The sequence below is a fragment of the Rickettsiella endosymbiont of Dermanyssus gallinae genome, from assembly GCF_019285595.1.
Taxonomy (GTDB): Bacteria; Pseudomonadota; Gammaproteobacteria; order Diplorickettsiales; family Diplorickettsiaceae; genus Rickettsiella_B.
In genome coordinates this window covers 1,806,587-1,826,602 of sequence record NZ_CP079094.1, presented here as the reverse complement: position 1 = coordinate 1,826,602, position 20,016 = coordinate 1,806,587, and the positions used below count along the sequence as shown (strand labels likewise).

The following is a 20,016-nucleotide window of genomic DNA, read 5'->3' as shown; positions in this document are numbered from 1 at the left end:
TACATTCCGGTCGCTCATTTTCGCGGCGCCTTGCCAAAAATCCAATTGCTGTGAGTATACTCACAGCAATTTTTCAGCTAAAACCGTGGCTGCTATTTAATGCCTTTCGCCAGAATATCATGAATATGAATAACACCAAGGGGTTTTTTTGTGTCGTCAACGATCACTAAGGTGGTGATTTTGTTATCTTCCATAAGCCGTAAGGCTTCTGTTGCAAGCTGATTGGCGTCTATCGTTTTGCAATCAGAGCTCATGACTTTATCAATCAGGGTGGTGTGTAAATCTAAACCTTGATCGATAGTACGTCTTAGATCACCATCCGTAAAAATACCTAAAAGCTGTCCGTTTTTAGTGACGGTCGTCATGCCAAGACGTTTTTGTGATATTTCTAATAAGGCATCAATGACGGGAGTGCCTGATTTTACTTGGGGGATTGCAGCGCCCGATTGCATAATATCCGCTACTTTTAACAATAAGCGCCGTCCTAATCGACCTTTAGGATGAACCTTAGCAAAATCCTCGTGAGTAAATCCGCGCGCATTAAGCAATGAAATTGCTAGCGCATCGCCCATGACCAACATGGTGGTACTGCTTGAAGTCGGCGCTAAGCCTAGGGGACAAGCCTCTTGTTTAATGCCTATATCAAGAGAAACGGTGGCTTGTTGTGCTAAGGTAGATTGAGGGTTTCCTGTTATGAGAATAAAGGGGATTTTTAATAATTTTAAGGTGGGTAATATACTGATCAGCTCATCTGTTTCTCCTGAATAGGAGAGTGCTAAAACCACATCCTTGGCGTTAATCATGCCCAGATCACCATGATTAGCTTCAGCTGCGTGGATGAAGAAAGCAGGGCTACCTGTGCTGGCAAGTGTGGCAGCAATTTTGTTTCCTATATGACCTGATTTACCAATACCGATGACAATGATATGTCCTTGGCAGTTGAAAAGCAGCTCACACGCTTTCTCAAAGTGGGTATCTATTTTTTTTTCTAAGTCATTAACTGCTTGTCCTTCGATTTTAATGAGCTCGCGTGCTGATTCAGAGAATTTTTTGTCATTCATTTTTTCACCTTTTATACTCACAGCAATGGGATTTTCGGCAAGGCGCCGCTGCGAAGAGTATATTAATTTGGATTTTCAAGGCTGAGCATGCGAGTATTATTCGCATAGGCAAATAATTCAGCATAACGCCCCCAATCAATAACCGTACGTAGTACACGTTCTGCTTCTTTTTCACTCAAGAAATCTTCTAATTCATTTAAAAAGCGATCTTTGGATGCACGTTGACCTGCGGTAATGCGTTCTTCTAAAACTTGGCGAATATGCTTAGCCAACGGTACATAACGTAATAGATGTGCTGCAAATATTTTTTTACGCTCTAAAATATCGGCGTTTGCAAATAATTTGCCGGCATCGGTTAGAATTAATTCACCATTGTTGACATAAGCAAAACCTAAAATATCTAATACTTCTGTTAAGGGAAATAAATCATCAATATTTAAATGCGAAGATTCAGAAAGCTCAGGTAAACCAATGTGTCCCTCGTGGCCAGCTTCATCTAATGTTTCAAGTAAACCGCTGAGTTCAGAAATATCAGCATCTGGAAGACGGTAGCCTATATCAGTAATACGTGGGAGTTGTTCTTTATGTTCATCCATTTGACGCGTTATCAAGGAATAAATTTGATCCACTAATTTTCTAAAGGCAGGATCTTTGTCAGAACGTGGATAAAGTAAATCAATCTTTAATTCTGCTCGAATAGTGCCAGGATCACTATCAAAAACGATGATTCGATTCGCAAGTAATACGGCTTCTTCAATGTTGTGTGTAACAAATAAAATACCGCGCGTGCCTGTCTGTTTAGTTTCCCAGAGATCAAGTAAATCGCTTTTAAGATTTTCCGCTGTTAACACATCGAGGGCGGAAAAAGGTTCGTCCATTAATAAAATATCAGGATTAACCACGAGTGCGCGTGCAAAACCCACACGTTGACGCATTCCACCGGATAATTCTTTAGGAAAAGCGGACTCAAAACCATCTAAGCCTATAATATCGATAGCTTTTAGTGCACGGGTTCTACGTTCATCACGAGGAATGCCCAAAGCTTCTAAGCCGAGTTCAACATTTTCTAAAACGGTTAACCAGGGTAAAAGGGCAAAATTTTGAAAAACCATCGTCATGCCAAACACAGGTCCTTGTACCGGTTGATCACGGTAGGTTACTGTGCCGCTGCTGGGTTCCGATAGGCCTGCAATGATACGTAATAGTGTGGATTTTCCAGAGCCTGATTTTCCAAGCAATGCAACAATTTCACCTTCATAGAGTTCAAAATTAACCTTATCTAAGACAAGCAACTCTTGTTGTTCGGCCTTTTTAAAAGACTTACTAATGTTTTTTACGGTAAAAATAGGTTGTTTTTGCATAATCTATAGTCTATTCACTCGCAGAGGCGAATTTGTAACGTTAAATGTTTTGCTTACTCTAATTTATAACGGGATTGGGCTAAATTATAAAGGGGCCGCCAGATTAAATAATTCATAGCCAGTACAAAAATACTCATCGTGGCCATGCCCAGCGCAACACGGGGGAAGTCACCTAGTTTACTGTACTGTGCAATGTAAGCACCTAATCCGGTGGCTGTCAGCGTTGTAGCGCCCCAGCTAACCACTTCTGCAATGATGCTCGTGTTCCAACAATTACCTACGGCCGTTATTGTGCCGGTTATCCAGTAAGGAAAAATACCTGGTAAAATTAAACGCTGCCACCATTGCCAGCCTTTTACACCAAAATTAGCGGTCACTTGTTTTAGATCTTCAGGTAAAGCAGAAGCACCGGCAATAATATTAAATAAAATATACCACTGCGTGCCCAATAACATCAGTGGCGTTGTCCATATATTAACATTGAGTTGGTATTTCAAGATGAGAATAACAACGATAGGGAATAAAACATTTGTCGGAAATGCCGCTAAAAATTGAGCAATAGGCTGTACAATTTTAGCCGCATGTCTATTTAACCCGATCAAAACGCCGATAGGGACCCAAATAATACTGCATATGATGGTAACGGCAATAACACGCAATGTGGTCATTGCCCCTAAGAATAGTACATGTGGTATTTCACTCAATGAAATGTGGCGTACTATAAATTGTATTAATAGCCATAAAGAAGCAAAAATGAGTGCGGTAATAACGACATACCAAGTGATATTTAAAGCGACTTCTAAGTTTGTGTTTTTATATTTTCTTATCGTTGGTGAAGGTTTCAAGGATCGTATATTGACAATATGATCACCCAACGTTGCAAAAAAGTGGCTTACATATTTCATGGCGCTTGAACGTTGCAATAGAATGGTTATCCAAGAACGTGAGACAGACTCTTGGCCCATTTGTTCAAAAGTAAACTTTTTGGACCAGCTCAATAGAGGTCTAAAGAATAATTGATCATACAATAATATAACGACCAGCATTGTGAGAATGGTATAAATGACGCCTTGCATACTGGATTGACTAATCGCTAGGCCTAAATAGGAGCCTATGCCGGGCAATACAATCGTTTGATTGTTAACCGAAATACTTTCGCACGCTATTAAAAAGATCCAACTGCCCGACATGGATAACATCATATTCCAGAGTAACCCTGGAATGCTGAAAGGGACTTCTACTCGCCAAAAACGCTGCCAAGCTGATAGGTGAAACATATCGGCCGCTTCTTTAAGTTCTAAAGGAACAGAGCGTAGACTTTGATAAAAGCTGAGCGTTATATTCCAAACTTGTGCAGTGAATACAGCAAAGATAGCGGCTGCTTCAGGGCCGAGACGACTACCGTGAAATAATTTAATAAAACCCACGACAGTGATGGTTAAAAGCCCTATAACGGGAACAGATTGTAGAACGTCAATACAGGGAATAATGAGACTAGCCGCACGTTTATTTTTTGCTGCTAAGGTTCCGATGGTAAAGGTAAATAGCAAAGCAAAAGCCATGGCTGTAAATAAGCGCAGTACGGTGAATAGCGCATATTTAGGTAGTTGATGTGGATCTAAAGTGAGGGGAAGTGTTTGGCCGATTTGATAGGGGGCTGCCATTTGTTTGCCGCCCCACACAAATGCAGCCAGCATGCCGAGTACGATGATAAAAGCAATTAAGTCCCATTTATTGGGGAAACCTTTTATAGATCGTTTAACCGAAAAAGGATTATAGAATTTTGACATGGTGACCTATCCCTATTTTTGGATTGGTGGTAGGACGCATATACTCTTAGCAATTAGATTTTCCTCTGTGTGCCTTGCTAAAAATCCAATTGCTTTGAGTACAGTTTATTCCCCCTGAATTCCAGGGGAAGGTAGTTTTATTTTTTTAGTTTGTCAATATAGGTGTTGCGTCTGAAGCTAATCGTTATCGCAATTTAAATGCTGATTTTTTAAAGGGGAAAATTATTATTTTCCCCTTTATTCATTTTTAATGATTAATTAACTTTTTGACAAACTGTTTTATAAATCCAACCCAAAACGCCCAAGGTTGAGAGTACGCCAAAGATACTTGCAAGTAGTGTGAAGTGTGCAGGCATGAGACGTAATACATCAGTGGATTGTGCCAATGTAAATGGGATAGCTAAAACTACACCCATTAAACAAGCGCCCGCTACTAAGCCACAAGCTAATGTAAGTCCGCGCTGTCTTGCTGGTTTATCACCGGATTCTTCGGTTTGACTAGGATGCTGTTTGCGCAAGGTTCGCTCAACAAAATAAGAAGCAAGTCCACCAAAAATTAAAGCAGAAGATGTGTCTAGTGGAAGATAAATGCCTAAACCTACGGCAAGTACCGGTAAACGCATACCGCGTGGTTGAAGAAATCTATCAACCAGGATACATCCTATAGCAACAAGAAAACCAATACTGATTAAACCCCAAGGTAGATTATGATTAAAGGCACCGGCTACTAGATTTGCCATCAAGGTCGCTTGTGGTGCTGAAAGCATTTGTGAAGGGTCCATGTGGCGTCCTGGAGGGGAAATTCCACCGATGCCATAAGCATTAAAGAGTAGGTCTAGGGTAGGTGCTAAGACTAGTGCTGAAACAATAACACCAAGTATTAATGTGATTTGCTGTTTCCAAGGGGTTGCGCCAACGATTTGTCCAGCTTTTAGGTCTTGAATGGTATCGTTGGTAATCGCACAACTAGTGCTCACTAAAGCACCTATAATGATCGCTAAGCCTTCACCCTCGAGTAAATGCTTCGTATCGCCAGTAAATCCGGGTGCCCAATGAAAGAGTCCTAATAACATCAAGGAGGCTAGTAATAGTACAGACAAGGAAACACCTGAAATAGGGCTTTGGCTGCTGCCAATAAGTCCTGCAAAATAGCCGGATAATGAAGAGAAAAAGAAACCGGTTATCAGAATAAAAAGGACGCCAATGATTACAGTAATGATTTGTAAACTTAATCCTAAACCAAGGGCAGGGTGGCTAACAAAGCTAAATAAAATAAAACTCAATGGAATTAATAAAACAGCTAATAGCGCTATAGTGTAGTGAATAGGAATATCACGTTCATGTTTTGGTAATGAGGCGTAACCACTTTTTTTAACTGTTTTTAAAGAGGCAAATGACGAATGTATACCCTTAATGATAGGTTTAATAAGCAATACCATGGTCCATAAGCCACCGACCAACATTGTTCCTACACCAATGGGGCGAATATCAGATTGCCAAATGCTCATGGCTAAACTATTAGCATCCATATTGGCTGCTAAAGGATGTAAATAGCTGAAAATAGGGATACCAACTATCCAGCCAATCACCACGCCGAGTAAGGTACTTAGAGCAACACCTACCCCAACGATATAACCCGCGGCTAAGAGAGCAGGCTCAAAACCAAAGGTAAAACCGTAAATAAATTTATTCTCTGCTTTAAACCATACGTGTGCATTATCAGCTATGATTTGAAAGCCGCCTTGGAACAAGGCAATAATAGCGCCTAATGCCCCTCCCTGTACGAGCTCCTTGAGCGCCCCTTTAGCATCTTGGCTTACTTTTAAAACTTGGCCTATAGCGGTACCTTCTGGAAAACGTAAGGTTTTATCTGCTAATAAAACACGTCGTAAAGGGATAGAAAATAATACGCCTAAAATACCGCCTGTTAAGGCTATAAAAACGGTTTGCCAGTAATCAAAATGTTGCCAATAGTGGAGAAGGATTAACGCAGGAAGCATGAAGGCCATTCCAGCTGTGACAGCTTCTCCGGCTGAAGCACCGGTTTGAACGATATTATTTTCAAGAATCGATGGATTCTTGAAAAATCGTAAAATACCCATAGAAAGGATAGCCGCGGGGATAGAGGCGGAGATGGTCAATCCTACTTTTAGGCCAAGATAGGCATTGGCGGCCGCCAGAATAACAGCTAATACAATAGCCAATAGGACAGCACGAACTGTGATTTCAGTAGGTTGTGATGGCATAAAATCTCGCGATTATTTTTTTGAGAATCATTTTTTTTATCATATTGTGCCCCATAGGTCAAAAAAACTTATAACCAGAGCCATTGATAGGCATCGAATGTGCGTCCAAAACTAACCCGAATTACGCAACTAAAAGTAGGCTGCGATTCCATCCAGTGTCCGGTCCGCTTATTACGGATTCTTCGACTTTGCATTGTTTTCACAATGATGCGCCTTATCTCATTGAATGTTTTTTAAACCCATATAATGCAGTTTTTCTATGTGGGGTCATATGTAATAATTTGATTTAGGGCCGAGGTCAAAAGTTTTTACAAGGAAAATACAATGGACATAACTAATTCAATAAATACCCCAGGTTTAATGAGGTCAACGGAATTAATACGATCGATACGGCTTACTTACAATCTAGAAATAAATTCAATTTTTGAAAAAAGATTGATGCTTTTAGCAAGAAATGGCAAAAAAATAGCGCTATCAATGATTCAGCTGAATATTTTGAACATAGAAGGCGATGAAGCGCCATTAGACATTCCTATTGGGAGAATGAAAGTAACCCAAGACGGTAAAATATGCTGTGAGAGCATGGTTACTCAGTCACAGTTTAAGTTATCCGAGGAAAACAACGAAGTTTATTTGGGGAGCATAAAAGTAGTTGCTGAAAATAAGCACATCGCCGCCGCTATTATTACTCCTGGAAATAAGCCCGATATAGATTTTGAAAAGTTACAGACACCGGTAGTGTTACTTTCTGTTACATTTAAAACAGAATATCCTAAAGTCATTGGAAAAATTTTACCAAACGATCCAAAAGAGGCTTTTATTTATGCGCTCTATGATGAAGATATCAGTAGCAATGAGAGTGAAGAAGTGAGCTTTTATACTGGAATAAATTTCACTGGCGATCGATATACTTATAAAGTAGGTTATTGTGGTGATTATCCTAGTACCCATCCTCTAAATGATAAATTTAAATCAGTAAGGGTGGGCTCTAAGTGTAAACTTTATGTTTGGGAGGATGGTTATCATAAAGGTAAGCAGACAATTTTCACAGCAGATAGCGCCAATATGAATATTGGCGGGAATGGCTTATCTTCTTTTACTATTATTCATAATACATAGTCTAAAGTCATGCAGGCAGAGAGACAGAGAGTAGTAGCTGAAGGCTAATTTTTTCAGGCGAGTTACGATTAAAAACTAGACCCTGTTCTCGATTTCTCCAGGGCAGGACAATGTGGTTTTTAGCCAAGTAAGTCCTTATCTATTTGTGCTGTAGCCAATTTAGAATGGTGCGTTGAGCAGTCTCAAGCCCAGTACCTTTTGTGGCCGAGAAAAGCTGGACAATGCTGCTATTGTTTAGCGTGATGAGTCGCTGTTGAGTTTCTTTTAAAACTTTTAAGGACTGCTGGCGGGTTAGTTTATCGGCTTTTGTTAGCAGGATGTAGACGGGGATTTGATAATTCGCAGCCCACGTAAGCATAGACTCGTCACGTTCTTTCAGTGGATGGCGGCTGTCCATCGTAATAATTAAGCCTTTTAGTGAATGTCTGGTTTGCAGATAATCAGAGATGACGACTTCCCACTCTTCTTTTCTTTGATCATGAACGCGGGCGAAGCCATAACCAGGCAGATCGACCAGGCGTTGTTCCTCGGTAATTTGAAAAAAATTAAGTAATTGTGTACGTCCTGGTGTTTTACTGGCTCTGGCTAATCCTTTTATCCCTGTAATCGCATTAATGGCCGTTGATTTTCCGGAGTTAGATCGACCGATAAAGGCGACTTCTGCGCCTTTATCGGGGGGTAATTGACTGAGTTGAGCCGCGCTGGTTAAGAAGCGTGTGGGTGGAAAAGTAAAAGTAGTCAAAGTTTATCTTCAATTAGGAGTATGTGAGTGTTTATTTTTTAGCACAAATAAACTGTTTTTTACAAATTCATTTTTTTGGTAGCGACCATCTACTGTTAATTGTTTAAGGCATTCTAAGTGATGTTTTTTAGCCAGTTTTTCTATATAAAGATTTGTGTGTTGGTAACGTCCAGTGGTTTGTAATTGATAAGAGCTTGTTTCTTCCGCTGCTAATTCTATAGAAAAAGCGAATAATGCATCTGTTTTTAAACGTAAAACTATTTCTGCAAATAATGCGTCCAAGTCTCCAAAATAAACCAGCGTGTCTACACATAAAATCAGGTCGTAAGCTTCTTTTAATTCTTTAAGCCCACCTAAAATATCATTTTCAATTAATACCGTGTAACAATTTTTAGCTTTCGCTTGCGCTAACATGTTAGCTGAAATATCAATGCCCGTTAGTTTTTCAGCTATGGTTGCAAAGGGTACACCGCTAAGGCCTGTGCCGCAGCCTAGATCCAGTAGATTATATTTCTTATTTTTTAAATAAGGTTTGATTTGTTCATATAATAATTCTGGTGTTTTATACGCTAAGGTTTCTTTTAAGTGCTGATCAAACTGCAATGCATAATTATCAAATAGATTTTTAATATACTCAAAAGGTGCCGTTGGCGGTATTAATTGCTGAGTGAGAGCGCTCAGCATATAAGAAGCTATAGGATGATTTTTTTGCAGTATTAAAACCTGTTGGTAATAGTTAATGGCGGTATCGTGATCATCTAATTTTAAATAAATAGCCGCTAAATTACAGTTGGCATCAATATGTTGCTTATCCAGGTTAAGTATTTTTTTAAGATCTTCAATCGCTTTCTCAAGCTGTCCGGTTAGCATCAATGCATGTGCACGATTATAAAGTGCTTCTATATCATTGGGCTCTAAATTTAGGTACAAAGAATAGTGCCAAATAGATTCTTTGAATTCATTTTTTTGTAATAGACAAGCGGCTAAGTTATTTCTGCTTTCTTTATGCTTGGGCTCAAGGTTAAGCGCTTGCTTAAAATAATCGATAGCACGGTCTAGCTGGTTTTGTTGAAGAGAAAGTGCGGCTAGATTATTAAGTAAGGCAGGTGAGTTTGGAATGATCTCAAGTAGTTTTTGGTAGTGCGCCTGTACTTTTTCTAAATCATTGTACTGCCAATAAATAGTAGCCAGTCGCCAATGTGCCTGTATGAAAGAGGGTTCCAGCGTTAATATCTGTAGATAGTATTTTTTTGCATCATCAAACTCATGTTTTTGATGTGCATAACTCGCTTGTTTAAAAAGCGTTTCAACTGGATTCATGGTGCGGCTCAATAAAGAAAAGCAGCCGTCCTTGTGCTTCGGTTAGTACAGACCAATGGTCTATTTCAAATTCTAAGCTTATAACACCTGCAGGGGGTAAATTGATAATTTTTGTGCTGTTACAAAGAAGATGTGCTAGCCAGCTGAGATGGGGGTTGTGCCCTACGACAAAGAGTTGCTGTGAGTCTACACAACGTAGGGTACTTAAAATATCATGGGCGTCGCCTGAATAAAGGACATCGCTTATTTTAATGAGGTCGGGATTAAGTTCTAGGGTGTGGCAAAGCAGCGTTGCGGTTTGTAGGGTTCGATTGGCGGGGCTGCATAATAGATAATCAGGTAAGCAGTTTTTTTGTTTTAATTGCCTTGCGATATCTTGTGCCTGAAATCTCCCTAATTCACTGAGATTTCTGGCATTATCTTGTTGTGAAACACGGTTGTTATTAGCCGTTGCGTGCCGAATAAGGGTCAAGGTTTTCATTTTTATTTAATTGTTATAACGGCGGCGGTGATACATACCGTCTTTAAAAGTATCGAAAAAATAATCTAATTCAGGATGTTCAACAGGATCCGAGGTATCGTCTTTTATTAAGTTAATTTCAGCTGCATAGGCATGATGCACTGAGCCATGAACTAAAAGGTGATACCAGGGTTGGATTTTAGAGGGGTTTCCAGGCGCATTTTTATTATACCAGCCTTCATCACCTTGAAAGCCAGCATCGGCGTCGACGATAACGCCTCGATAGCCAAACAAATTATGTTGCACAATTTCGCCAATGCCAAAACGCGCTTTAATAGTATCTGCCATTCTTAAATCCTAGTTGATATTTTCATAACTTGCTATGACTGGGACGTGGTCAGATGGTTTTTCCCATCCACGTATTTCCTTATCGATTTCACAACTTACGCAATAAGGTGCTAACTCAGAACTGCTTAGTATATGATCAATTCGTAAGCCATTATTGCGTCGAAATGCGCCAGCACGGTAATCCCACCAGCTATATTGTCCTGGTTCAGTATTGAGTAAGCGAAAGCTATCTTTTAATCCCAGGTCCAAGATGCCTTTTAACGCACTACGTTCGGCGGGACTAACCAGTACATGGCCTTTCCAAGCCTCTGGATCATGGACATCTTTGTCTTCAGGCGCAATATTAAAATCTCCGAGTACGATTAAACGCGGGTGCTGGATTAATTCTTGTTGTAAATGGGTTTGTAATTTATTAAGCCAGTTTAATTTATAGGTATATTTTTCAGAATCTGGACTGGCGCCATTTGGTACATAGACATTAACGATACGTAAATTGCCAATACTGGCGATTAAGACACGCCGTTGAATACCATCTAAGTTGGGTAAGCTTGTAAGCAGATTATGCAGCGGTGAACGACTAAGCAGCGCAACACCATTATAAGTTTTTTGGCCGTTGAAAAAAACATGATAACCCGCTTGGCGTAATGCTTCTTCAGGAAAATGTTGATCTTCGACTTTAGTTTCTTGTAAAGCCAGTACATCGGGTTGTCGTACGGCTAACCATTCTAATACATGGTTAAGCCGCACACGTAACGAGTTAACATTCCAGGTTGCAATCGTAAACATTTTATTTATTCACTGGGTTTATAATAAAAGAGTTTGATATCGGTAATAAATTCGGCTGAAAGTATTGTTTTTTTTAGTTCTTGCAATAAAGAAGGTTGGTCTAAAAAGCTTAGCGGCAACTTTAGTTCAATCAATATTCCGCCACTTTGATAGTGAAAAATTGCTGCAGTAATGATTGTTTCAGGAATCAGATGTTTCCATTCTCGAAGCAAAATAGGCTGTAACGTAGCTCGATTAGGTAAATGACGCGAAGGGTTTGTTAATTCATCATCTTCCGTATCAACATGGACGGTTACATCGGTAATATCAGGAAAATTTGATGTTAAAAGGTGTTCGACTTCTTGGCCAATGTGGTGGCCTTCTGAGACGCTAAGCTGTGGATCCACTAATACATGTACATCACAAAAGATTGAACCTGCAATTGAACGTGTACGTAATTGATGGATAGCGGCTACACCAGGAATTTTTTTTATAAATTGTCTAACTTTTTTTGTTTCCTCTAGACTAGGCGCTGTATCAACAAGCTCTTGGATACTATGCCAACCAAAATCCCAAGCAACTTTTAGGATCATGAGTCCCACAACAACAGCAGCAAGCGCATCTAACTTAGGAAATCCTGCCCAGGAACCCATTACACCGAGTGCAACAGCTAAGGAGGAAGCGGAATCACTGCGATGATGCCAAGCATTGGTCATTAATAATTTTGATTTAACTTGTTTTGCAATTCGTTTGGTCCAGTAATACAAGCCTTCGTTTAAAAAAATTGATGCTATAGCAATCCATAAAACATAATGCGAGGGGGTAGCGTTGACATGAGAAGCAGCAATTGTAAAACCAGCATCGATAATGATGCCAAAGCCAGCCAGCGCTAATACTAATGCTAGAAAAACCGTGGCGGCCGTTTCTATACGCCCATGTCCATAAGGATGGTCTTCATCAGCGGCTTTACTGCCAAATTTAGAGGCAATAATAACAACACCATCAATCAGTAAGTCCGATAGAGAATGGATGCCATCCGCTAATAGCGCATGCGAATGTCCGGTAATCCCAAAGATGATTTTGAAGGTGGCAAGGAAGACGTTCTTTAATCCGCCCCAAAGGCTTACGGAACGTACTTGTTGGTATCGATTAGATTCCATGCTCTATGCAGAGCCTACTTTTACGGTCATAAAAATTTCTCGTTGCTGATGATGGCTAGAAATTAAATGGTGGCCATGGACTCGGCACCACGCTGAGATATCAGATAAACTGCCTTTGTCTGTGCAAACAACCTCTAAAATATCACCAGCCTTCAGTTGTTTTACTCTTTCTTGTACCCGAATAACGGGGAGAGGGCAAAGTAAACGACGTGCGTCGAGCTGATAATGGGTCATTATTGAACAGGTTATGAATAATTACCCTGAAATATACCATTCTTTGCAGATCTGATCTGTAGTAAAGGGACTCACAGTGAGGGTTAGCAAGCTACCGCTTTGTGAGTGGACCTCTAGCGTCACTAAATCACTCGTTTCTGCTTGGCTAAATCGAGCCGCAATTTGTGCCGCAACGTGAATATCCTCGGCAGTTGCCTGGCCATCGATTAGCGTGAATGGGCCAAGATGGCTGATCGGTTTGATCGATGTAAACTGCTGCTGATAACCTTCAAGAAAATGATTTTCACCTTCATCACGGCCGATGATTAGTTTGAAGTGTGGGTTAGGTCGGAGATGGCGCCCTACTTTGAGCAAGATAATATCATCAAATTCATAGTCTTTTTCCCCTCGATGCTGCCAAAGATCTTTGAGTTTCTTGCTGTAGTGACCATTGGTTAAAAAACAGCAACCGCCGGCCGGCTGAGCATAATCGCTAAAATTAAATTGTTTAGCTAAGTCAAATTGTGGTGTGCGACTACGACCAGAAAAACCATGCAGTTTTTCGCGTGTTACCCATCCTTCTCGTTCTGGCAACGTGGGTGCTAGAAACTTAGCGCAAAGTGGTCGTAATAGACGATCATCTGCTTGCGATTCCCGCGCCACAATAGGCATGTTTTTTTTTAGTTGGGATTTGGGTCGCTGGCCAATGACTTCGCCGGTAATAATAAAGTCAAATTGATTTTCCTCCATCCATTGCTTTGCTTTATTAACCATGAAAATTTTGCAATCTAAACAAGGATTAAGATGTGCGCCGTAACCATGTTTAGGATTTAATACAATTTGTTTATATTCTTGAATGATATCAATGATATGTAATTTAATACCTAATTGCTCCGCCGCCCATAACGCATTATGGCGTTTAGGCTTACTTTTATCTGCGTTACGGATAGCGTGTGTATGACCTTCGACGCAAAACCCCGTGTAAAAGTTAATGCCTTCAACATGAATGCCTTGTTCTTGTATCACTCGGGCCGCTAGCATGGAATCCAGACCACCGGAAATAAGAGCGATTGCTTTTTTCATCATAGGTTTTATTATTTAAGGTTTAAGGCCTGTTCTAAATCTTGGATGAGATCTTCAACTGCTTCTACGCCAACAGACAAGCGAATTAAACCATCACTAATGCCCAAACGTGCGCGCGTTTCTGCAGGTACCGATGCGTGTGTCATAATTGCAGGATGATCGACAAGGCTTTCTACGCCACCCAAACTTTCTGCTAAGGTAAATAAGCGACAACCCGAAAGAAAATGGCGAGCATCTTTTAGATCACCTTTTAAAACAAAGCTAATAATGCCGCCAAACTTATTTGCCATTTGTTTTTTAGCTAATTCATGTTGAGAATGGCTTGCAAGTCCTGGGTAATAAACTTTGGCAATTTTTGGGTGTGTTTCTAAGTACTGTGCAATTTTTAAAGCATTTACGCAATGTCTTTCCATGCGTAAGGCAAGTGTTTTTAAGCCACGTAATGCCAGAAAACTATCGAAAGGCCCTTGTATTGCGCCGGTAGCATTTTGTAGGTAGCGCATTTTCGCAATCAGGTCGTGATTATCACCGACGACTACAATGCCGCCTACCATATCGGAATGACCATTCAGATATTTAGTAGCTGAATGTACGACTAAATTAGACCCCATTTCTAAAGGACGCTGTATCCAGGGTGTAGCAAAGGTGTTATCCACTGCGACGAGAATTTTGTGTTGTTTCGCAATTTTTACTGCAGCAGTGATATCAACCAATTTTAATAAAGGATTAGTAGGCGATTCTATCCAAAGTAATTTAGTTTCAGGTTTTATGTGACTGTTTAGACTATCTAGCTGCGTTAAATCAACAAAAGAAAACTGCAGGCCAGCAGAGCGTTGTTTTACTTGGCTAAATAAACGCACAGTACCACCATACAAATCATCCATACCGATAACATGATCACCTGGGCTTAATAGTTCAAGCACCGTATTGATAGCGGCTAATCCAGAAGCAAAGGCAAATCCAGCATGCCCACTTTCCAGATCAGCGATACAACGTTCATAAGCAAAGCGGGTTGGATTATGTGAACGGGAATATTCAAAGCCTCGATGTTCGCCAGGGCTTTTCTGCGCATAGGTTGATGTTGCATAGATAGGTGTCATCACAGCACCTGTGCTGGGATCCGGTGATTGCCCGGCATGAATAGTGCGTGTAGCGAACTGTAGTTTTTTTTCTTTAGAAGTTGTCATGATGATGGTGTTGCGTAGAAGTCGTCTACTGTTTTTACAAGACGATGACAGATTTCATCGGCTTCTTCTTCGTTAAGAATTAAAGGCGGTAAAAGCCGTATCGTGTTATTAGCAACGACATTAAATAATAGTCGATGTTTCAGTGCTAAACGCGGTAGGTTGCGGCATTCGCGATCAAGCTCTATACCAATCATAAGGCCTTGGCCGCGTATTGAAATAACCTGTGTATGCTTAGAAAAGCACTTTTTTAATTGCTGAGTTAAATAATTCCCGATTTTTTTTACATGTGCAGAAATATTTTCTTTTTCTAATGTATCAAGTACGGTGATAGCCACAGCACAACCTAAGGTATTACCAGCAAAGGTAGAACCATGCTTACCAATAGGGAATAAATTATTGGCTTTATCGCGAGAGAGATAGGCGCCTATTGGGAAACCATTGGCTAGCGTTTTAGCCAGGGTTAAAACGTCGGGCATAACATCATAGTGTTGATACGCGAACCAAGCACCGGTACGACAAAGCCCAGTTTGAATTTCATCCAAAATCATTAGCCAATCATGTTGGTCACAGAGTAGACGGATTGTTTTTAAAAATTCAGTCGTTGCGGCTTGGATGCCACCATCACCTTGAATAGGTTCAAGCATGATAGCGACGATGCTTTCTTCGTGTTGTTTTACAGCTGTTTTTAAGGCAGAGATATCATTAAAAGGGATATGAATAAATCGCTCTACTAAAGGCTCAAAACCGATTTGTAAGCGTTCACTGCCAGACGCACTGAGTGTGGCCATGGTTCGCCCATGAAAGCTATTTTTCATGCAAATAACAATCGGCTCAGCAATATTTTTTTTTCGCGCATAAAGGCGAGCCATTTTTATGGCGGCTTCGTTGGCTTCAGCACCCGAATTGGCATAAAAAACCTGATCCATCCCTGATGTGCGTGCTAAAGCAGTGGCCAGCGTTTCTTGTTCAGGAATTTGATAGGTATTAGAGACATGAATCAATTTTCCGGCTTGCTCACAGAATGTTTTGGTAACAGCGGGATGCGAGTGACCTAAACCACAGACAGCAATGCCTGCTAAAGCGTCTAAATATTCGGCACCGTCCTTATCCCATAGCCAAACACCTTGGCCTTTTTCAAAGGCGATCGGTAGGCGATTGGGATAAATCGGCATTAAATTAGAAGTGAAAGGTTGATGTTTGTTTGAGTTCATTATTTTTCGAAGTTTTTGCTAGCAAAATCCCAATTCATTAATTCCCAGAATTTTTCTAAATACTTGGGACGGGCGTTACGGTAATCAATATAGTAAGCATGTTCCCAGACGTCACAGGTCATTAAACAGGTTTTTCCATCCTTAAATGGGGTGGCTGCATTACTGGTGGTTTGAATTCTTAGGCCTTGAGCATCTTTAACTAACCAAGCCCATCCTGAGCCAAATTGGGCAATAGCGGCTTTATTAAAGGCCTCTTTGAATTTTTCAAAGGATCCAAATGCTTTATCTATATCGCTAGCTAATGCGCCATGCGGTTTATTTTTTGTACTTTCGGGCGTCATGCTGTGCCAATAAAAAGTATGATTCCATATTTGGGCGGCATTATTGAAAATAGGGCCTGCAGGGGCTTTTTTTATAATGTCTTCCAAGGATAGTTCGGCAAATTCAGTACCTGGGATGAGCTCATTGAGTTTATCCACATAAGCTTTATGGTGCTTGCCGTAGTGATATTCTAAAGTTTCTTTAGAAAGTGTGGGTGCTAGGGCATCTAAACTATACGGTAGAGGGGGTAGTTCGTGTTTCATGCGATAGATATCCTCGTTTATTTTTTAAAACGCTAAAATTGCTTGCGTCAGTTTAAAATCCGAGTAATCATAAGGCAAGCTTTATATATTGTTCGTATTTAAAGAGAAATACAATAATAGTCGACCAGAGTTTTAGAGGGCAATAATGGAAAGTAAAACACAAAATACGTTACTACTCACAGCAACGGGATTTTTGGCAAGGTGCCGCGAAAATGAAGCAACCGGAGTGTATTTATGATACATGAGGATGGCGAATTGAGCGGCAACACAGCTGAAAATTCTAGTGCGAAGAGTATAGAAATGATCAAGCAGCAGCTTGCTAAGCATGCGCTTATTTTATATATGAAAGGAACGCCGGACCAACCGCGTTGTGGTTTTTCCGCACGCGTAGTGCAAGCGTTAAAGGCGTGCGGGGCAAAATTTGCGCACGTTAATATCCTGGAAAATGATGATCTGCGCGAGGAATTAAAACGTTATTCGCAGTGGCCGACGTTTCCGCAACTGTATTATAAGGGTGAACTGATTGGGGGTTGCGATATCATTGAGCAACTCTATAAAACGGGTGAGTTGCAGAAAAAAATATCAGAAACTTGATTTTAATAGATTTGCCATCTATTTTCTTGTAATTGGCGAGGTTTCTTTTTAAGCATTAGATTTACGTCGTGTTTTTACAAAAAACCATTGACACAAGTCGTTGTGTTAGGTATAAAACGCAATAGCATATCTAATGCTTGATGTGCAGCAATTTTCAGCAAAAATAACAAAGTCTTGTGCCTGTCAAATAGCTGAAAAATCAAAAAATAATAAAGTATCTAAGGTTCTGGTAAACCGCTAAGCAAGTTTATTGTTTAGAGTTTGCGAACAGTTAATTAAAAGAATGTATAGCGGTACCAAGACCAGGGTTGTTTAATTTTCGCCGATATCGCCTTGACAGGCAGGAATGGAAATTAAACAGCCTTGGTAGGGAATAACAAGGGATAAAGACCGTGTTTGAATTATTTTTATGAATGCTGCCTATTCCAGTTTTATCGGTGGGTTGCAGATATAAAATTAAGTTTAATGTTAAGTAGATAACCTATTAAGGAGATGGATGAGTATGAAACTCAAGACGATAGTTGCTTCACTCGTAGCACTTGGACTTAGCGCGCCTGTTTTGGCGGCGCCATATTATATGGATACTTCATATCAGTTAGATGTTATGCGCGATCAGGCAAATAAAGCAGATATGATACTTGATCAAAATCAACCAGGTGGATTTGATCAGCCTTGTGGTTGGACTTGCAGAATTAACCTCAGTGGTTGGATTAACACAGATGCCTATCTTGCGAATCGGCCTCCTGTTTTCTTGACTTTTAACCCAGCTTTTAACGCAGGAGCTCCTATCGCTAGTCCCGATAATCTTGTTATGATCCCTTCTTCGGGTCGTGCCAGTGATTTAGTGCTCAATAACGCTAACTTATTTGTTGATGCGCGGGTTAACAATTGGGTGACGGCAATGATGTCGTTAGTTTATTCTTCATTGACTGGGGTAGCTGGTTCCACAGGCCCTTATAACATTGCAAATTCTCTTTTTGTATACCACCCAGTTAATCGAACCAGTCTAGATACAGCCTATGCGACCATAGGTAATTTCCAAGCTTCGCCGATTTATTTTCGCGTTGGTAAAGAATACGTACCATTTGGTCAGTATGATCCTTATGCGTTTGTACAAAGCGGAAACCCAACCCAGTTGTTTACTGAAATTAATCAAACCGTCGCTCAATTAGGGTTTGTTATGCCGAGCGGTTTCTATGGTTCGGCTTATACCTTTGCGGGTAATCCTAAAGTAAGTGATGGTGGTTCTACACGCCGCATTCAAAACGGTGGTGTTGACATAGGTTTTGGTTTGAAATTGTTGAGTACTAAAATTAATGTAGATGCAGGTTGGATCGCTAACATCGCGGATTCTAATTTCTTATCTTCCTATTATCTCAACTCACTCGTAACCGGAGCAACTGTACCAGGGATACCTAATCAAAAAGTTCCTGCTTGGGATGTGAATGCTGATCTTGCATTTGGGCCTTTTGATGTGAATGGTCATTATATTGCTACAACACGTAGTCTCGCTAATCCGGTGTTTTTAAGCGGCTTCGCTCCAGGAACACCACCAGCTACAGTAACACCCGGCTTCTTAGGCAAACCTAATGTTTGGGGTTTAGAAGCAGGATTGACTTTCCCTGTGAAAGCGCATCAGTCACGTGTAGCCTTAGGTTGGCAGCAAACAACCCACTTAGCGACTTTCTTACCTAAGAAACGCATTTATATAGATTATTTGGTCAATCTGGCTAAATGGTTTGATATGGGCGTTGCGGTCGTTCAAGACAGAGATTACAGTGTAGGTGAAGGCGCTATTTTTGATACCGGCGGTGCTTTAGTGCATCTAGGTGCAACAGATGGTAAATCTACCTTTGGTCAAGTACGTGCTAGCATTAAATTTGCTTAAACTAAATAATTAAATACGTTTATCTTCAAAGCCCACTTCGGTGGGCTTTTTTATAACTAAAATAAATTTAAGTGAGGTGATATAAGCGAATCGTATAGAATAAATCTAAAGTTTTATAGAGTAGCTCTCAAAAGGGTAAATAACGTTCCTATGCTTGAATTATTTCTTTCTCCAGAAACCTGGATCAGCCTACTTACCTTAACCGCCTTAGAGATTATTCTGGGAATCGACAACCTGGTTTTTATCTCCTTAGTGACCAACAGGCTGCCTACCGCACAGCAAAGACCTGCCCAACAATTTGGTTTAGTGTTGGCGTGCGTAACGCGTCTTTTATTGTTGGCGACTATTACGTGGATGATACGATTTACCGAGCCCCTTTTTACGCTTGCCGAACACACTTTTTCAGGACGAGATCTGATATTAATTGGAGGAGGCGTTTTTTTATTGGCAAAGGGGACAAGCGAGCTTCATTTAAACGTGAGCGCTATCGATGAAAAAGCGGGTGCGGTGCGTCGGTTTTCACGGTTTTCATTCGTTCTTATCCAAATCATGCTGCTGGATATTATTTTTTCTTTAGATAGTGTGATTACTGCTGTAGGAATGGCGCAGGAATTCATAATAATGGCGCTCGCCATTATTATCGCTATTGCCTTAATGATTTGGGCCAGTGGGCCATTGAGCCGATTTATCAATACCTATCCCAGCCTAAAGATACTTGGTTTAAGCTTTCTATTGTTGATAGGGTTGGTGTTGGTAGCGGATGGTTTTGGGTTGCATGTGCCTAGAGGATACCTCTATTTTGCCATTGCCTTTTCAGTCTTTGTGGAATGGTTGAATATTTTGGCTGTCCGCTGGCGGGAAAGAAAAAATAAGTGATAAATTAA

Annotated in this window: 19 protein-coding genes; 4 read left to right on the top strand and 15 right to left on the bottom strand. The window is 40.5% G+C overall.

Annotated elements, in window-relative coordinates:
* Nucleotides 1–92: 92 nt before the first annotated feature.
* From KX723_RS09250 to KX723_RS09235, 4 genes are all read right to left on the bottom strand, one after another.
* Nucleotides 93–1,061: a KpsF/GutQ family sugar-phosphate isomerase gene (locus KX723_RS09250; protein ID WP_218814047.1), complete on the bottom strand. Its 969-nt coding sequence runs from the start codon at nucleotides 1,059–1,061 to the stop codon at nucleotides 93–95.
* 62 nt (nucleotides 1,062–1,123) lie between these two features.
* Nucleotides 1,124–2,422 (bottom strand): ABC transporter ATP-binding protein, encoded by a 1,299-nt coding sequence (locus KX723_RS09245; protein ID WP_218814046.1) that lies wholly within the window; start codon nucleotides 2,420–2,422, stop codon nucleotides 1,124–1,126.
* Nucleotides 2,423–2,475: 53 nt separating this feature from the next.
* Nucleotides 2,476–4,212 (bottom strand): ABC transporter permease, encoded by a 1,737-nt coding sequence (locus tag KX723_RS09240; protein ID WP_218814045.1) that lies wholly within the window; start codon nucleotides 4,210–4,212, stop codon nucleotides 2,476–2,478.
* A 254-nt stretch (nucleotides 4,213–4,466) separates the two neighbouring features.
* Nucleotides 4,467–6,458, bottom strand: a complete 1,992-nt coding sequence (locus KX723_RS09235) for an OPT family oligopeptide transporter (RefSeq protein ID WP_218814044.1) — start codon at nucleotides 6,456–6,458, stop codon at nucleotides 4,467–4,469.
* Nucleotides 6,459–6,782: 324 nt separating this feature from the next.
* Here KX723_RS09235 and KX723_RS09230 point away from each other — a divergent pair, with 324 nt between their 5' ends.
* Nucleotides 6,783–7,577: a beta/gamma crystallin domain-containing protein gene (locus tag KX723_RS09230; RefSeq protein WP_218814043.1), complete on the top strand. Its 795-nt coding sequence runs from the start codon at nucleotides 6,783–6,785 to the stop codon at nucleotides 7,575–7,577.
* A 139-nt stretch (nucleotides 7,578–7,716) separates the two neighbouring features.
* Here KX723_RS09230 and yihA read toward each other — a convergent pair whose 3' ends face one another.
* From yihA to KX723_RS09175, 11 genes are read right to left on the bottom strand one after another with little or no spacing between them, the layout of a single operon-like run.
* A complete protein-coding gene (gene yihA / locus KX723_RS09225) occupies nucleotides 7,717–8,319 on the bottom strand; it encodes a ribosome biogenesis GTP-binding protein YihA/YsxC (RefSeq protein ID WP_218814042.1) in 603 nt (200 codons plus the stop codon).
* Between the two features lie 9 nt (nucleotides 8,320–8,328).
* Complete coding sequence (locus KX723_RS09220) at nucleotides 8,329–9,639, bottom strand: tetratricopeptide repeat protein (protein ID WP_218814041.1); 1,311 nt, start codon at nucleotides 9,637–9,639, stop codon at nucleotides 8,329–8,331.
* Nucleotides 9,626–10,120 (bottom strand): SixA phosphatase family protein, encoded by a 495-nt coding sequence (locus tag KX723_RS09215; protein WP_218814040.1) that lies wholly within the window; start codon nucleotides 10,118–10,120, stop codon nucleotides 9,626–9,628. Before KX723_RS09215 ends, KX723_RS09220 begins: the two co-directional genes overlap by 14 nt.
* A 6-nt stretch (nucleotides 10,121–10,126) precedes the next feature.
* Entirely contained in the window at nucleotides 10,127–10,447 is a 321-nt protein-coding gene (gene hspQ, locus KX723_RS09210) for a heat shock protein HspQ (RefSeq protein ID WP_218814039.1), read from the bottom strand.
* A 9-nt stretch (nucleotides 10,448–10,456) separates the two neighbouring features.
* Nucleotides 10,457–11,233, bottom strand: coding sequence for an exodeoxyribonuclease III (gene xth / locus KX723_RS09205; protein ID WP_218814038.1), 777 nt, complete (start codon nucleotides 11,231–11,233; stop codon nucleotides 10,457–10,459).
* A 5-nt stretch (nucleotides 11,234–11,238) separates the two neighbouring features.
* Nucleotides 11,239–12,372 carry a cation diffusion facilitator family transporter gene (locus tag KX723_RS09200; protein ID WP_218814037.1) on the bottom strand — a complete coding sequence of 378 codons (1,134 nt, stop codon included), beginning with the start codon at nucleotides 12,370–12,372 and terminating at the stop codon, nucleotides 11,239–11,241.
* A 3-nt stretch (nucleotides 12,373–12,375) separates the two neighbouring features.
* Nucleotides 12,376–12,606 (bottom strand): sulfurtransferase TusA family protein, encoded by a 231-nt coding sequence (locus KX723_RS09195; protein ID WP_218814036.1) that lies wholly within the window; start codon nucleotides 12,604–12,606, stop codon nucleotides 12,376–12,378.
* A gap of 21 nt (nucleotides 12,607–12,627) precedes the next feature.
* Complete coding sequence (locus tag KX723_RS09190) at nucleotides 12,628–13,671, bottom strand: tRNA (5-methylaminomethyl-2-thiouridylate)-methyltransferase (protein WP_246562454.1); 1,044 nt, start codon at nucleotides 13,669–13,671, stop codon at nucleotides 12,628–12,630.
* A gap of 8 nt (nucleotides 13,672–13,679) precedes the next feature.
* A complete protein-coding gene (locus KX723_RS09185) occupies nucleotides 13,680–14,855 on the bottom strand; it encodes a trans-sulfuration enzyme family protein (RefSeq protein ID WP_218814035.1) in 1,176 nt (391 codons plus the stop codon).
* Nucleotides 14,852–16,066 (bottom strand): aspartate aminotransferase family protein, encoded by a 1,215-nt coding sequence (locus KX723_RS09180; RefSeq protein WP_218814034.1) that lies wholly within the window; start codon nucleotides 16,064–16,066, stop codon nucleotides 14,852–14,854. The genes KX723_RS09185 and KX723_RS09180 overlap by 4 nt, the downstream gene beginning before the upstream one ends.
* Entirely contained in the window at nucleotides 16,066–16,650 is a 585-nt protein-coding gene (locus KX723_RS09175) for a superoxide dismutase (protein WP_218814033.1), read from the bottom strand. The genes KX723_RS09180 and KX723_RS09175 overlap by 1 nt, the downstream gene beginning before the upstream one ends.
* Nucleotides 16,651–16,950: 300 nt before the next feature.
* Between KX723_RS09175 and grxD the strand changes: the two genes are divergently transcribed.
* The 3 genes from grxD to KX723_RS09160 all read left to right on the top strand — a co-directional run bounded on the left by grxD (nucleotide 16,951) and on the right by KX723_RS09160 (nucleotide 20,008).
* On the top strand, nucleotides 16,951–17,244 hold the full coding sequence (grxD, locus tag KX723_RS09170) for a Grx4 family monothiol glutaredoxin (protein WP_425516604.1): 294 nt from the start codon (nucleotides 16,951–16,953) through the stop codon (nucleotides 17,242–17,244).
* 502 nt (nucleotides 17,245–17,746) lie between these two features.
* On the top strand, nucleotides 17,747–19,132 hold the full coding sequence (locus tag KX723_RS09165) for an LbtU family siderophore porin (protein ID WP_218814031.1): 1,386 nt from the start codon (nucleotides 17,747–17,749) through the stop codon (nucleotides 19,130–19,132).
* A 150-nt stretch (nucleotides 19,133–19,282) separates the two neighbouring features.
* Nucleotides 19,283–20,008 (top strand): TerC family protein, encoded by a 726-nt coding sequence (locus KX723_RS09160; RefSeq protein WP_218814030.1) that lies wholly within the window; start codon nucleotides 19,283–19,285, stop codon nucleotides 20,006–20,008.
* Nucleotides 20,009–20,016 lie beyond the last annotated feature (8 nt).

Coding starts and splice junctions, on each gene's coding strand:
- KX723_RS09250 (WP_218814047.1), bottom strand. CDS start 1,061: ATGAATGACAAAAAATTCTCTGAATCAGCACGCGAGCTCATTAAAATC.
- KX723_RS09245 (WP_218814046.1), bottom strand. CDS start 2,422: ATGCAAAAACAACCTATTTTTACCGTAAAAAACATTAGTAAGTCTTTT.
- KX723_RS09240 (WP_218814045.1), bottom strand. CDS start 4,212: ATGTCAAAATTCTATAATCCTTTTTCGGTTAAACGATCTATAAAAGGT.
- KX723_RS09235 (WP_218814044.1), bottom strand. CDS start 6,458: ATGCCATCACAACCTACTGAAATCACAGTTCGTGCTGTCCTATTGGCT.
- KX723_RS09230 (WP_218814043.1), top strand. CDS start 6,783: ATGGACATAACTAATTCAATAAATACCCCAGGTTTAATGAGGTCAACG.
- KX723_RS09220 (WP_218814041.1), bottom strand. CDS start 9,639: ATGAATCCAGTTGAAACGCTTTTTAAACAAGCGAGTTATGCACATCAA.
- KX723_RS09215 (WP_218814040.1), bottom strand. CDS start 10,120: ATGAAAACCTTGACCCTTATTCGGCACGCAACGGCTAATAACAACCGT.
- hspQ (WP_218814039.1), bottom strand. CDS start 10,447: ATGGCAGATACTATTAAAGCGCGTTTTGGCATTGGCGAAATTGTGCAA.
- xth (WP_218814038.1), bottom strand. CDS start 11,233: ATGTTTACGATTGCAACCTGGAATGTTAACTCGTTACGTGTGCGGCTT.
- KX723_RS09200 (WP_218814037.1), bottom strand. CDS start 12,372: ATGGAATCTAATCGATACCAACAAGTACGTTCCGTAAGCCTTTGGGGC.
- KX723_RS09195 (WP_218814036.1), bottom strand. CDS start 12,606: ATGACCCATTATCAGCTCGACGCACGTCGTTTACTTTGCCCTCTCCCC.
- KX723_RS09190 (WP_246562454.1), bottom strand. CDS start 13,671: ATGATGAAAAAAGCAATCGCTCTTATTTCCGGTGGTCTGGATTCCATG.
- KX723_RS09185 (WP_218814035.1), bottom strand. CDS start 14,855: ATGACAACTTCTAAAGAAAAAAAACTACAGTTCGCTACACGCACTATT.
- KX723_RS09180 (WP_218814034.1), bottom strand. CDS start 16,066: ATGAACTCAAACAAACATCAACCTTTCACTTCTAATTTAATGCCGATT.
- KX723_RS09175 (WP_218814033.1), bottom strand. CDS start 16,650: ATGAAACACGAACTACCCCCTCTACCGTATAGTTTAGATGCCCTAGCA.
- grxD (WP_425516604.1), top strand. CDS start 16,951: ATGATCAAGCAGCAGCTTGCTAAGCATGCGCTTATTTTATATATGAAA.
- KX723_RS09165 (WP_218814031.1), top strand. CDS start 17,747: ATGAAACTCAAGACGATAGTTGCTTCACTCGTAGCACTTGGACTTAGC.
- KX723_RS09160 (WP_218814030.1), top strand. CDS start 19,283: ATGCTTGAATTATTTCTTTCTCCAGAAACCTGGATCAGCCTACTTACC.